Raw genomic sequence first — 14149 nt, forward strand, 5'->3', positions numbered from 1 at the left:
ATGATGTTTAGATTGCCATATATCTACGTAGAATGACCCAGGCCAAACGGCGAGTTCTTATTTCAGGTCGTGGGGATTACTCTGCACGCCATTAGAATTCGTTTTATTTTGATATGGGGAATCCATTATGCAGGTAGTGATGTTTGACAGGCAGTCAATATTTATTCATGGAATGAAAATTAGCTTACAGGAACATATTCCAGGAATTGATATTTCTGCTGTCAGTCAGGCCGATGACCTGTGGCGCCAGCTGTTACAGCATCCGGATGCGCTGTTGATTCTTGACGGAGGCCTGGATCACGGCTTCTGTCAGTGGCTGTTGCAGGAAAAGCACCAGCAGTTCCCGGAGTCAAAGGGCATTATCATTGTTAATGATTACAACCGCGCCTGGCTGAACGATATGATGGCCTATAATCTGCAGGCGATTATCCCCCGGGATGCCAGCATTGAAATATTTATTCAGACAATAAAAAGCGTGATGCGCGGACTCATTTGCCTGCCAGGTGACTGGCGTGTGGGGTATGAACAGGAAAAACAGGGGCTGGATAATCTGAGCCAGCGCCAGCGGGAAATATTATCACTGCTGGCGAACGGAGAGTCGAATAAGGAAATTAGCCGGGCGTTGAATATTAGCGCTGGCACCGTGAAAGCACATCTTGAATCACTGTATCGCCGCCTGGGCGTTAAAAACCGCACGCAGGCCGCTATGCTGTTGAATAACAGGGAGGCTTCAGCCCAGAACGCGGCGGAATAATGCGGCTTCAGCCTGGCGCTGTACCGCCAGGCTGGTCTGCGGCGATGCTTGCTGCTGCCAGAGCGCCAGCGCATCCGCCATATGACCCTGGTTCACCGCGCGCATAATAGCGCATTGCTGCACGGCTTCCGGCCCCAGGCTGAACGCCAGCGACAGCAGGGCATCGGACTGATGCTGGCTTAACGGCATTCGCACGCAGCGCTGCAGTATCTGGTGATAATAATCGACATCCTGCTGAAACAGCTCTTCGGCCTGGGCGAGCGTAATCGGCTCATCAAAACGTTCCCGATCGCGAATCAAATGGCCATAGCCCACGACCCACAGCCCGTCCGCGTCCTGATACTTTTCCAGCGACAACCCCTGATACTGCTTAATTAGCTCCAGCCCTAGCAGGCTTGGCGTAGCGACATGTGACATCTTTAGCCCTCATTACACGGAATGAGGAGTGTAAAAGAGTCGTCGGCACGGGGCTATTGGCCGGATGTCCGCAACGTATCATATTCATGACTCAGTAAGCCGAAAAGCCAGTCATTTTGCCACTGTCCGGCCAGGAAATAGCTTTCACGCAGTTCGCCTTCCAGCATAAAGCCCTGCTTTTCTAGCGTACGTCGGGAGGCGATATTGCCTGCGGTGACCGTGGCCGTCAGGCGTCGTATTCCGCCGTGTCGGAAGGCATAATCACACACGGCATGCAGCGATTCGCTGCCGTAGCCTTTTCCCTGCGCCGGTGGGGCAAACAGAAAGCCGACCTCGGCGCAGTCGCTTTCCCGATGGATATAGCCGGTTATACCCAGCGGTGTTTGCGCAGTATCGCGCACCACCAGGCACAGCCAGTGCTCGGCACCCGGCGTCCAGGGATGCAGGCGCGCTTCGAATGCCGCCCGAATCTCCTCTTCACTCCGATTATCCGCCACATAGCGCATCACCTGCGGGTGCTGCTGTAAGGCCAGGAAAAAAGGCCAGTCACTTTCAGTGATAAGGGTACATTCTAAACGTTCGGTGGTGAGCGCGATCATAATTTCTCATTCTGATGGGGGGCGCAGGACTGTTAATTTGCCTGAATTGCTCTATGGTGTAACGACAAAAATAACAAATCAGTAACCTGTTAATCCTAAGGCTAAAAAACCTTGCTGTTGATTAAGGAATGGGAAAATGTCGACGTTATCGCGACAGGTTGGCCAGCAGTATGAGCATTGCCTGAGCGTGATTCGCCAGGCCTCAATGGAGATCCTCACGCTGCTCAAGCTGCGCGTGACGGAGGGCAAAGATCCCCGCTGGTTTCTGGAGCAACTCGATCAGGCGCGACTGAACCTCGGCGGCTGGGGCGCCGTGGCCCAACGGCTTAACATTAATGACAGCCAACTGAGTGAGTTTATGCTCCAGCTGCGGCATCTCCAGCAGGGCATTCCCTCTTATGAGCATGGGAAGACGGCCACCGAAAATCAGTTGATTGCGGCTGAACGCTTCGTGGTCACGCTGGAGCAAATCAAGCAGCATCAGCCGTTGCTGATGTTTACTACCGGCTATGCCAACGACGCGGAGCAGCTACAAGAACAGGCCGAGCGACAAATTCGCACTATCCACCTTATGCTTCGTGGGCTAGTGATGCAGGTATGGCCAGATATTCCACATCTTCATCAGTATCTTAGCGTTCAGTTTGGTGCTCACGACGTGATGCGATGGCGCTCGCGTAGCCCGACGGAAAATGTGCTTGATGGCATGACGTTTAGTGAGCTGGCGCTGTTGATTGTCGATAAAAAGGCTTTCTCTCGTTACTACTCTTCGCTGTTTAATCATGCTTCATCGCTGACCTTTCTCGCTGAGCAGCGTCTGACGCTGCATACTTTTCTTGATGATGTGCGCCGTATGCGCAATACGGTGCTGGCGCATCATCTGCTGACGGAAGTTGAGTGTCAGCTGTTAGACCTCTATACCGAGCAGATCGCCACACCGGTACAGCACGCCTATGAGCAGGGGCGCACGAAGGTAAACCCTGCTAGCCTGATGGTGGCAGACGGCAGTGAAATTCAGCGTTACTGGACGCTCGCGCGGGACTATGCGCATGCCTGGGGCGTTGATGGAAAACCCATTGCCGACAGTATTGAGCGCCTTTCTCATAAGGCGCGAGAACGCTCTGATACGCGTGAGCGAATTGCCGCCGCTGTACTGTGGGGAGCGGTTGCCGTGACGGTACTGGGGATGGCGCTTGGCGGAATTAGCCTGCTGACCTCCGGGCCGGAGCGCCAACCTTACGTTGAGCCACCGCAGCCCGTTGCACAAGCTGAAGGTCCTTCGCCAACATCCCCTCGCGAGATGCTGGCTCGTCGCGGGATCTTATGGGATCGCAACGCGCTGCGGGCGGCTATCGATCGTAATGATATCGAGATAACAACGCTGTTTTTGCGCAGCGGGATGACCTGGCATCTTGCCTGGACAGACGCGGCAATGGCGGCCCAGCACGAAGAGGTATTGAACCTGCTGCTGCGCTACCATCTGCAAATGGACGAGCTGAAACCCTGCCGTCGGTTTATCAACACGCTCACGCTTGAACTGTCGCGCGGCGCCCAGCTCAACGCGATCCGCAAATCTTATCTACAGGCATTTTGCACTGCCCCAGCGGTAGTGGCGCGCCAGCGTCTGGCGGTGGATAACGCTCAGCAGCGCAGCCAGGCAACCGGTGATGCCGAAAGCAAAAAATGGCTGACGATTCAGAAGTCGGTCTACGATGTGATCCGCTGAAAACAGGGACTATACCGTTCCCTCTCCCCGTGGGGAGAGGGCTAGGGTGAGGGGGAAAACCTCAAAGCAGCCGGTAGTTCGCGTCCGGCGACATTTTTGTCGGTATCAGACTGTCCTTCACCATCTCCCGCAGATCTATCTCAATCGCATTACAAATCGCGTTTAACGGCAGGTCGTTATCCTCGGTACCGAACGGGTCTTCCAGTTCGGTTGCGATAGCATCGAGCGCCAGCAGTGCGTAAGTGGTGAAGATAGAAAACAGCAAGGTTAAAAAACCAAAATCATGAATCAGCAACAGCGGGTACACGGCGCAAAAAATGCCCACCGTCCGGTGTAGCAGCAGCGAGTAGGCGTAGGGAATCGGCGTGTTGCTGATGCGCTCGCAGCCGCCCTGAATGGTGCTCATCTGATTCAGGTAGTGGTTAAAGTTGCGATAAACAAACTCATTGGGCCGATGCAGATAGAGCCACTGCCCGATATTTTGCAGCAGGGCGTTACAGGGGGTAGTGAGATGCTGATAGTCCAGCGCGCGAGAAACCGGCACCGGCCCATGACGCAGCTTGGCTTTTAACGTGGCGCAGTAGGTGACAATCAGATCCAGCACCACCATTTTTTCTTCCGGGCTGGCCTTGGTCGTGTTGATCACTTCACGCATCAGCGACCGGCTCACGATGAGCAGATCGCCCCACAATTTGCGCGCTTCCCAGTAGCGCAACCACGCTGTGTTGTTGCGAAAGCCGATAAACACCGATATCGAAATCGAGATCCCGATAAAGTAAAACGAGCTCTCCTTGGCGATAATGCCGTGCAGGTGCAAGAGCGGCAGCACATACAGATAGACGATATTCAGCATGATAAAGAAACAGAGCTGAGGCGAGATTTTTCTCATGATGGAACCGCGCCATGAGAACAATTTCCGCAGCCAGGTTTGCTCCGGCCTGACGATCATGGTTTACGCCTTCTCTGGGGACAGCGCTAAAATAGTGTCGTACACCACCTGTAGGCGCTCCAGATAATGGGCAAACACGCTGGCTTTGTCATTAATGGAAATATGGCGGTCGAGATTGCCCTGCATGTCGATACAGGCAGATGGGAGCTCAATGCGGCCAAGCTCGGCGGATTCCGCTTCGAAATGGATCTCGATTTCACCAAAAAGGCGTGAACGGATAATATTGATGTAGACGCCATCGAATACGCACACGCAGAGACGGCCTTTTTCACTCGGCTGAATATAGTGATGGTACTGCCGCCCGGTTGTAGTGATTTGCGTGATAAGCTCCATGGAATAGAGATTCCAGTATTTATCCATTTTATTTTTCTGATTAAAAATGAGCAGCGATTTTTCTTCTGGCGAAATAGTACAAATAGTCATTATCTTAACTTATCGAGATGAGTGGTTGGAAAAGTATTTAATATCGCCACGGAAAATCACATGGCATTTTGTATCACGTTATACTGGGTCACAAAGTTGATATAGTCGCGCAGTACCGCAGGATTATGTGTTTTACTCTGGTATATCATCCAGAGGTCTATTTTCTGAACATCCCACTGCGGCAATAGCGTGACCAGTTTGGCGCTTTGCAAATATGGCTTAACAATATATTCGGGTAAAATTGCCACCCCGGTTCCCTGCAACGTTTGCTGTAAAATGTAGGTCAGGTTGTCGCTGGTATGGCGCAACGGCATCGCTAATTCATAGGACTCATCGTGCTGAAATAGCGCAATGCTTTTCCAGGTCTGATGCGTAATCAGCTCGCAGGACTGCAGCGCCTCAGGGTGCTGAATATCGTGCGCGGCCTGGTACTGCGGCGTACAGACGATAAAACGGTTAAAGGTCCCGAGGAAGCGGCCAATACAGGTGTCATCAGACGGCTTACCGATACGGTATGCCACGTCAAACTCGCTGCCAACGTTGCCATAGAAAGAGTCTGCGGTAATCAGCTGTAGCTCAATATTGGCATGCGTTTGCAGGAACTGATGGTGCACGGCGGGTAAAATACTCGCCATAAATCCCGGCGGGGCAATAATTTTCAGCTTGCCACCGGTCTGATTATGCAGCGCCTGCACCGTTTTATCCCCGCGAACGCTGGCGTCCACCACTTCATGGCAGTAGGCCAGATAGCGCTCGCCGTCGTCGGTCAGTGATATTTTTCGCGTCGTGCGATTCAGCAACCTGACATTGAGATACTCCTCAAGAGCACTAATTCGCTGGCTGATACGCGACTTTGTCATACCCAGTTCAGCGGCGGTTTTGGTAAACGAACCGTTTTCTACGAGAAGCGCAAAAAGCGCCATATCCTGAACGTGCTTGAGCATAACGTAACCTTAATGTACGACAGCGCGAAATTATACGGAGGGGGCATGGCGCTGTATATACCGGATTGTTTAATAAAAAAGACCGAATTGTTTAATTATTCGCGCTCACAAAATAACATACTTCAGATATGATCGGCATGGCAATTAGCATCAATAATAAAGTATTAATTGAATGCCTCTAATGGGTTATAAAAATAATCAATGATGATTATTTTAGCTGATTATTATGCGGGTGGTGATAAGCGAGTTAAAAAAAAGTATAAAAGAAAGTGAATAATAAACGCATGTTGCTAAAGCGTAAATGCGGTAGGCCGGATAAGCGAAGCGCCATCCGGCAGCATGTAGCAGATTGCCGGATGGGCTTGTATGCAGGGTTAGTTCAGCGCAATACGCGCTACGCTATCCGGCCCCTTCGTCGAATAGTCTTTATTAAAGTCCTGCTTCAGCGTCACGTATAGCGTGTTGCCATCGTCGGAAAGCAGCAGACTGTTAGGGTGAGTGGCGAAGTCCCAGCTCTGCTTCACGGCGTAGCTGGTGGCATCCAGGCGCAGCACCTTCTTCGACTCACGCTGGCTGATAAAGAGTTCATTGCGTTTCGCATCAAACTTGATGCCCAGCGCGTCGCCGTCGATACGTTTAATGACCTTACCGGTGTGCTCATCAAAGACCAGCGTGGTTTTGGCTTTGGAATCGTCAGTCACGAACAGACGGCCAGTTTTCGGATCTTCCGCCATATTCAGCAACAGGTACTCTTTGCCGTCGCCCGGCGTCCAGCGCTGCTCAATCTTATAGCTTTGTGGGTTGATAACCAGCACTTCGCCAGCGCCGTTGGTGGCGTAAATACGCTTCGTCACCGGTGAATAGATAATGCCGGTAACCCATTTTCCAGCGTTATCGATACGCGCCTTCACGGTCATGGTTTTGGCGTCGACAACCGAGATATAACCCGGCTCGGCGACACGACCGATAAACAGCAGCCCATCGTGGAACAGCACTTCACGCGCGCCTGCCGGGTCGCCGTCTTTGTCTTTGCCATCGAGCATCAGACGCTGCAGCACCTTGCCGCTCTTCGCGTCAACCTTTGACACTCCGCCGTCCAGCGAGTTGGTGACGTAAAACGTTTTGCCATCGCTATCGACCGCCATACCAAAGTTTTTCAGGTCGGTATGGGTGGTACCGGTGACGGCTAGCGAGGTGGGGTCTACGCGATAAATCACGCCGCCGTTGACGTCCTTAAAGCTCTGCGCGCTGGCCACAAACAGCGATTTCTCGCCGGAGAACAGCGCCATTTCATACAAACCATCACCCAGCGCGTTTTGCGTGACGCCCGCAGCCGTCTTCAGCGCCGCAGCGCTCTCGGCAGGCTGCGCGTTTTCAGCAAGAGCAGGCAGCGAGTGGAGGGTAAAAGCGGCAACGAGTGCGGCGCAGAGCGCCGTTTTGCGCGGGCTGAATAACGATACCATTCGAAACTCCATCATTGGATAAGCGGTTCCCGGCAGAGGCAGTGCGGTGACGGGATATTTTAATAAGAATGAGAATCATAATTATTTATCACAAATGCGCAAATTCGCCGATAGCCATTTTTCGCGGTAACGCATAAGCGTCGTGGAAAATTCAGGGAAAGACTGGCGTAAAACCAGTGCAACAATATGAAAATAAACAAATATACATTTACTTACATTTGCGCGATAAAACCAACTGCATCACATAAAGCGAGTGATTATCATTGGCATTCTCATTTGTGGTCATTATCGCTTTTTTACGCAGCTCAAAAGCTTACGGAAAAGCGCGTCATTTCTCGGCGCTGCGAGCGGAAAGGCCTCACTCACAACAACAAGATCTGATGGGACCCAATATGTTCTTTAATGGCAGGGAAATCAGCGGGAAACCGCTCACCGTTTCGCTTCTTGCGCTGGCGATTCACGGCTTTGTTCACCAGGCTCAGGCCGCAGAAACCAGTCAGGAGATGGTGGTCTACGGCAGCGGGGAAAGTGCGGCCGATGAGCAGCAGGATTATGCGGTAAAAACCACCCACGCGGGCACCAAAATGAATCTGGCGCCGCGTGATATCCCACAGTCCGTCAGCGTTGTCACGCACCAGCGCATGCAGGATCAGAATCTGCAAACGGTAGATGAGGTGTTGACCAACGCCACCGGCGTCTCATCGCAGCAGATTGACTCTGAGCGCAGCTATTACTATTCACGCGGTTTTGAGATAACCAACTTCTCCTACGATGATATTCCCACCTCGCTGGGGGATGCCTGGAACTACGGCGATGCGGCGGAAGATACCGCCATCTATGACCGTATCGAAGTTGTGCGCGGTGCCAACGGCTTAATGACCGGTGCAGGCGACCCGGGCGCGACGGTCAATATGGTGCGCAAACGGGCGGACAGCAAGGTGGCAACCGGCAATATCAGCGCTAGCTATGGCAGCTGGAATAAACAGCGTTATGTTGCCGATCTCTCGACGCCGCTGAATTCAGATGGCAGCCTGCGCGGGCGTATTGTGACCGGCTATCAGGATCAGGACAGCTGGCTTGACCGCTACCATAAAACCAAGAAATTCCTCTATGGCGTGGTGGATGCCGATCTTACCGACAGCACTACCGTGTCGCTGGGCTGGGACTACCAGAAGTCCAACACCGGCAACCCAACGTGGGGCGGCTTGCCGAGCCTCTACAGTAACGGTACGCGTACGCACTATGACCGCAGCACGAATACGGCGGCAGACTGGACGCGCTATCAGGTAGAGTCCCGTAAGGTGTTTATCGACCTGACCCACCAATGGGATAACGGCTGGTCGTATCGCTTTAATGGCACCCATGGTGAGCAGACCTTCAACGATACGCTGCTGTACGTGATGGGTAACCCGGATGCGGATACCGGCGACGGCGCGACCGGTTGGGGCAGTAAAGATAAAGGCAAACGTACCGTTGACTCTTTCGATACCTACGCCAGCGGGCCGTTCAAGCTGCTGGGGCGGCAACATCAGTTGATGGCTGGCGCGAGCTACAGTCGTCAGCACAATGCCACCTTTAGTCAGGACGGGCCTATGGATGCCAGCCAGATAGGTATCTTTGATAACAACTGGAACGGCAGCGTCGCGCAGCCGGAGTGGGGCGATTGGTATCAGAACGCCGACGATATTGTGCGGCAGAAGTCGGCTTATACGGCGGCACGCCTCTCGCTTGCCGACCCGCTGTCGCTGATTATCGGCGCGCGCTACACCCAGTACAGTACTGATGGCAGCAGCGGTGATATGCGCAAATACAACATCACGCCGTACGGCGGGCTGGTCTATGATCTGACCGAAAGCCTGTCGGCTTATGCCAGCTATACCTCGATTTTCGCGCCGCAGACCAAACGTTCCGCCGGAGGTTCATGGCTGTCGCCGGTGACCGGCAAGAACTATGAAACGGGTCTCAAGGCTGACTGGGCGGACGGGCGTTTAACCACGAACTTCGCGGTGTTCCGTATTGAGCAGGATAACGCGCCGGAAGCGGTGAGCGGTGAGTTCGTCAACGGCTCCAGTGAACAAGCGTATCGTTCGACCAGCGGCGCGGTGAGCAAAGGGGCAGAGTTTGAGGTCAACGGTGCGGTCACCGATAACCTCCAGCTCACCTTCAGCGCCACGCGCTACGTTGCGACGGACAATGCTGGACGCTACAACAGCTTTGCGCCGCAGACGCAGCTTAAGCTGTTCACCCGCTACCGTGTGCCGGTGATGCCGGAGCTGACTATCGGCGGTGGTGCGAACTGGCAGAATCGGGTCTATCAAGACGTGACCGGGCCGGACGGTGAAACCCAGCGCCTCTACCAGAGCAGCTACCCGCTGGTGAGTCTGTTCGCGCAGTATCAAGTCACCAAACAGCTGGCGGTGCAGGCAAACGTCAACAACCTGTTTGACCGTGAATACTACTCGTATCTGGATGACTCCGCCGTTTATGGCGAGCCGCGTAACGTCTCGGTGAGCATGACTTACGCTTTCTAAAACCACACCCCGGCTGTGGGCCGGGGATTATTCCTGTCGTGGCTGCGCTACCTGACGACGCAGCGCCTCCAGAACTTCATCAAGAATAAACTGCACTCGCCACGGTTGGTATTCACGTTTGCGGTAGATAGCCACCAGATCGAGCCACCACTCGTACTGTTCGGCGAAGCAGGGGGCGAGTACCCCTGATTGAATATCGGCCTGCACGCTACTTTTCGGAGCAAATACAATCCCAAGCCCGTTACGCGCTAACTCCAGCGCCGACTGCGTGTTATCGCAGATATAGTTGCCGGTGACGCGAAAATCGCGGCTCTCCTGGCTTCCGGCGAGGCTAAAACGCCAGATATTGGCATCATTAATCAGCATTGAATCCATCAGAATGCAGGAGTGCTTGTCGAGGTCATCCGGTGACCTGATTGGGTGCTCCATCAGATACTGGGTGCTGGCATAGGCGCTAACCGCATATTTCGCGATGAAACTCGCCACTAAGGATTCATTTTTTGGCTGAACGCAGGAAATTAAAATATCGCAATCATCAGGGAATTCGGAACCTTCATAAAATGATTTGCGTTCCAGATTAAATGTTTTTAAATATAAATTAATATTGCCGATATCTTTTATGGTATTGACCACGTTACGTGCCAGATAGGCGTTAATCATGGTCGGCGAGTAAATGGTGACGCGGCCATTTTTCTCATGCTTATAGTCAGCCACGAAATTATTAAGCTGGTTTTCTTTTTCCAGCAGATCGTTAACGTAGGGAAGCAACGACTCACCAAAGCGGGTTAGCGTGAGCTTACGCGAGGAGCGCTCAAAGATTTTAAGCCCCACTTTTGCTTCAACATCAGAGAGGTAGCGGCTGACGTTGGCCTGCGCCATGCCCAGCACGGTAGCGGCGTGGCTGATAATTTCGCTGGCGGCTACCACCGAAATTATTTTTAATTCCTGAGGCTTAATCTGAAGTTTCTTCATTGCCCGGCTCTATATATAAATTGATATAGATCTATATAAATATTGAGATTGCATCAATATTAATACGAATATTATCATATTTGACATCAGGATATTATATTAGGTTGGAACAACGGGAATGTCAATTAAGCGTAATGCTGCGCTACTGTTATCGCTCTCTTTTATTTCAGGTACATCATCGGCGGCGTTATCGGTTGGGGCAGGTGCGGTATTTAATGAATCTATTTATCGCGGATATAATGAAAATACTCACGCGGTGCCTATCGTTAATTACGAAGGCGATTCATTTTATATTCGTCAGACCACGCTAGGCTATGCGTTATTTAAAAATCAGCGCGATGAAGTCAGCCTGACGGCCTCCTGGCTGCCGCTGACCTTCGACCCGTCGGACAACGACGATAGCGCCATGAAGCGCCTGGATAAGCGCAACAGTACGGCAATGGCCGGTGCGGCATGGTATCACCATGAAAAGTGGGGCAGCCTGAAAGTGTCGGCGGCGGCAGATATTCTGGATAACAGCAACGGCTGGGTCGGTGAGCTCTCTTATTTCCGCGTGCTGCCAATGGGCAGGCTGGCGATTATCCCTACGCTGGGGGTTTATTACTATGACGATAGCTTCAACCGCTATTACTACGGCGTGTCGGGGGCGGAATCTCGTCGCAGCGGGTTAGCGCAATGGTCGCCGGGCAGCAGCTGGATGCCGTACGTTGGGCTGACGATGAAGTACCCGTTGACCGAAAAGCTGATGCTGACGGCTAACGCGAGCTATAGCGTGCTGCCTGATGAGATTAAAAATAGCCCGATGGTTGATCGTGATGGGAGCTTTACCGTGCTGACTGGGGTGAGTTGGCGGTTTTAGGATTTGGTGCCATCCCGGCGGCGCTGCGCTTGGCCGGGCTACACGCTCATGTAGCCCGGGCGAGGCGTTTACGCCGACCCCGGGGGGAAACCCGCATAAAAAAAGCCAGACTTCCGTCTGGCTTTTTGTCGTTCAGGCAATGCGCCTTAGCGCATGGTGACGAACTCTTCCGCCGCCGTAGGGTGAATCGCCACGGTGTTGTCGAAGTCTTTCTTGGTGGCGCCCATCTTCAGTGCCACGGCGAAGCCCTGCAGGATTTCATCCATGCCGAAGCCAATACCGTGAATACCGACGATCTTCTCTTCTGGGCCAACGCACACCAGCTTCATACGGCACGGCTGGCGGTGCGAGGTTACGGCGGTGTACATGGCGGTGAAGGAGGATTTATAGACCTTCACGGCGTCGTCGCCATACTGCTCACGCGCCTGCGGCTCGGTTAAGCCCACGGTACCGATTGGCGGGTGGCTGAAGACCACGGTCGGGATGTTGCTGTAGTCCAGATGCTCATCCGGCTTGTTGTTAAACAGACGCTCGGAGAGGCGACGACCTGCGGCCACTGCCACCGGGGTCAGTTCTACCGCACCGGTGTTATCGCCCACGGCATAAATGCCCGGAACGTTGGTATTCTGGAACTTATCAACGACGATGTAGCCTTTATCGTTGGTTTTCACGCCCGTAGCCGCCAGATTGAAGTTATCGTTCGCCGGTTCGCGACCAATTGCCCAAATCAGGCAGTCAACGGTCTGACTGCGGCCATCTTCCAGCGCCAGGGTCAGGCTGCCATCGGCATTTTTGACCACGGCTTTTGGAATGGCGTTGGTGTGCAGCTGCGGGCCTTCGGCGTTCATTACCTCAACCAGTGTCTCGACGATTAACGGGTCAAAGCTACGCAGCGGCGCGTGTTTACGCACGAACAGATGGGTTTCAGCACCCAGGCCGTTGATGACGCCCGCCAGTTCCACGGCGATATAGCCTGCGCCCACCACGGCAACGCGCTTCGGCAGCGCCGGCAGTTCGAAGAAACCATCGGAGTCGATACCGTATTCCACGCCTGGAATGTTCGGGTGGCTTGGACGGCCGCCGGTGGCGATCAGGATATGATCGGCGGTGATCGTCTCACCGTTCACTTCGATGGTTTTAGCGTCAACAAAGCGTGCAAAGCCTTTGATTACGTCAACCTTGTTCTTACCCAGCACGTTATCGTAAGAGGTATGAATACGGTCGATGTAGGCGGTGCGGCTAGCTACCAGCTTATCCCAATCGAAGTTGTTGATGGTGGTGTCGAAACCGTAGTCCGGGCCATACATGTGAATCGCTTCGCGAATCTGCGCGGCATGCCACATCACTTTTTTCGGTACGCAGCCGACGTTAACGCAGGTACCGCCGAGATCTTTGGCTTCAATTAACGCACATTTCTGGCCATACATGGCTGCGCGGTTAATGGAGGCGATACCGCCGCTGCCGCCGCCGATGGCGATGTAGTCGTAATGTTTGGTCATGGCCGCTCCTGAATGTTCAATGTTGAGCGGGTGAGCATCGTGCTACCCGCCAAAATACTCGCGATTGTATACCTGAAGCTGATAGGTTCCACCGATGCCTGCGATTACTCCGGCACGATCCAATTTACCAGCGTGTGCCCGGTACCTGCCGGAACCAGCTTGCTGTGCAGCCACGGCAGTACGTTGTTCATCTGTGCTTCCAGCTTCCACGGCGGGTTAATCACAATCATACCGGAGGCGGTCATGCCGCGCTGATCGCTGTCCGGGCGTACCGCCAGCTCAATTTGCAGGATTTTGCGAATGCCGGTCTCTTCAAGGTCGCGGATCATGCGCTTGATTTGCTGACGCAGCACGACCGGGTACCACAGGGCATAGGTGCCGGTGGCAAAACGCTTGTAGCCATCGTTGATACCGCTCACGACCGCCTGGTAGTCAGTTTTAATTTCGTACGGCGGGTCGATAAGGATCAGGCCGCGACGAGAAACCGGCGGCAGCTTGGATTTCAGCTGCTGGTAGCCGTCGGCACGGTCAACGCGGGCGCGGTTATCTTTCTGGAATTCAGCACGCAGCAGCGGGAAGTCGCTTGGGTGCAGCTCGGTCATCTGCAGGCTGTCCTGCTCACGCAGTAACTGGCGGGCAATCAGCGGGGAGCCTGGGTAGTAGCGCAGCTGGTCGGTGCGGTTGAAGTGTTTGACCACGGAGATATACGGCACCAGCTCTTCCGGCAGGTCGTCCTGCTGCCAGATGCGGGCAATCCCTTCCAGGTATTCCCCGGTTTTTTCGGCGTGCTCGCCACTCAGCTGATAGCGGCCTGCCCCGGCGTGGGTGTCCAGATAGAGAAACGGTTTTTCTTTCTCTTTCAGCGATTCAATGATCAGACTCTGAACGGTGTGTTTTAAAACGTCGGCGTGGTTGCCTGCGTGAAAGCTGTGGCGATAACTGAGCATGGGTGCGGATATTCCGGGAATTAAACAAGATAGCTGACAGTTTACCGCAGATCCGGGCAGATTACCGCT

13 protein-coding genes are annotated in these 14149 nt (G+C 53.5%); 4 read left to right on the plus strand and 9 right to left on the minus strand.

The features are described from left to right. Positions 1-127 precede the first annotated feature (127 nt). Positions 128-754: a response regulator transcription factor gene (locus V6944_RS04905; protein ID WP_333498111.1), complete on the plus strand. Its 627-nt coding sequence runs from the start codon at positions 128-130 to the stop codon at positions 752-754. Here the strand turns inward: V6944_RS04905 and V6944_RS04910 are convergent. Further along, on the minus strand, positions 731-1171 hold the full coding sequence (locus V6944_RS04910) for a lysozyme (protein WP_333498112.1): 441 nt from the start codon (positions 1169-1171) through the stop codon (positions 731-733). The two genes, V6944_RS04905 and V6944_RS04910, sit on opposite strands and share 24 nt — an antisense overlap. Before the next feature lie 53 nt (positions 1172-1224). Continuing rightward, positions 1225-1770 (minus strand): GNAT family N-acetyltransferase, encoded by a 546-nt coding sequence (locus tag V6944_RS04915; RefSeq protein WP_333498113.1) that lies wholly within the window; start codon positions 1768-1770, stop codon positions 1225-1227. Between the two features lie 136 nt (positions 1771-1906). Here V6944_RS04915 and V6944_RS04920 point away from each other — a divergent pair, with 136 nt between their 5' ends. Beyond that, positions 1907-3493 carry an STY4199 family HEPN domain-containing protein gene (locus V6944_RS04920; RefSeq protein ID WP_333498114.1) on the plus strand — a complete coding sequence of 529 codons (1587 nt, stop codon included), beginning with the start codon at positions 1907-1909 and terminating at the stop codon, positions 3491-3493. A gap of 61 nt (positions 3494-3554) precedes the next feature. Here the strand turns inward: V6944_RS04920 and V6944_RS04925 are convergent, their stop codons facing one another. The 4 genes from V6944_RS04925 to V6944_RS04940 form a co-directional block, all read right to left on the minus strand. Further along, positions 3555-4442 carry a bestrophin family protein gene (locus tag V6944_RS04925; protein ID WP_333498115.1) on the minus strand — a complete coding sequence of 296 codons (888 nt, stop codon included), beginning with the start codon at positions 4440-4442 and terminating at the stop codon, positions 3555-3557. A 3-nt stretch (positions 4443-4445) separates the two neighbouring features. Then, positions 4446-4865, minus strand: coding sequence for a hypothetical protein (locus V6944_RS04930; protein ID WP_333498116.1), 420 nt, complete (start codon positions 4863-4865; stop codon positions 4446-4448). A 56-nt stretch (positions 4866-4921) separates the two neighbouring features. After that, a complete protein-coding gene (locus tag V6944_RS04935) occupies positions 4922-5809 on the minus strand; it encodes a LysR family transcriptional regulator (RefSeq protein WP_333498117.1) in 888 nt (295 codons plus the stop codon). A 374-nt stretch (positions 5810-6183) separates the two neighbouring features. After that, a complete protein-coding gene (locus V6944_RS04940) occupies positions 6184-7272 on the minus strand; it encodes a YncE family protein (protein ID WP_333498118.1) in 1089 nt (362 codons plus the stop codon). A gap of 392 nt (positions 7273-7664) precedes the next feature. On the opposite strand from V6944_RS04940, the gene fhuE reads away from it, so the two are divergent. Next, positions 7665-9803, plus strand: a complete 2139-nt coding sequence (gene fhuE / locus V6944_RS04945; RefSeq protein ID WP_333498119.1) for a ferric-rhodotorulic acid/ferric-coprogen receptor FhuE — start codon at positions 7665-7667, stop codon at positions 9801-9803. A gap of 27 nt (positions 9804-9830) precedes the next feature. On the opposite strand, the gene V6944_RS04950 is transcribed toward fhuE, so the two are convergent. Further along, entirely contained in the window at positions 9831-10775 is a 945-nt protein-coding gene (locus V6944_RS04950) for a LysR family transcriptional regulator (protein ID WP_333498120.1), read from the minus strand. 118 nt (positions 10776-10893) lie between these two features. Here V6944_RS04950 and V6944_RS04955 point away from each other — a divergent pair, with 118 nt between their 5' ends. Further along, positions 10894-11634, plus strand: a complete 741-nt coding sequence (locus tag V6944_RS04955; protein ID WP_333498121.1) for a MipA/OmpV family protein — start codon at positions 10894-10896, stop codon at positions 11632-11634. 146 nt (positions 11635-11780) lie between these two features. Here the strand turns inward: V6944_RS04955 and gorA are convergent, their stop codons facing one another. Together gorA and V6944_RS04965 are read right to left on the minus strand one after the other, a co-directional pair. After that, the gene (gene gorA / locus V6944_RS04960) at positions 11781-13133 is read right to left on the minus strand and encodes a glutathione-disulfide reductase (protein ID WP_333498122.1); all 1353 of its coding nucleotides are present in this window, start codon (positions 13131-13133) and stop codon (positions 11781-11783) included. A gap of 104 nt (positions 13134-13237) precedes the next feature. Continuing rightward, a complete protein-coding gene (locus V6944_RS04965) occupies positions 13238-14080 on the minus strand; it encodes a 23S rRNA (adenine(2030)-N(6))-methyltransferase RlmJ (RefSeq protein WP_333498123.1) in 843 nt (280 codons plus the stop codon). Between the last annotated feature and the right edge of the window lie 69 nt (positions 14081-14149).

Origin of the sequence: Kluyvera sp. CHPC 1.2972, assembly GCF_036759925.1 — a bacterium.
Lineage (GTDB): Bacteria > Pseudomonadota > Gammaproteobacteria > Enterobacterales > Enterobacteriaceae > Kluyvera.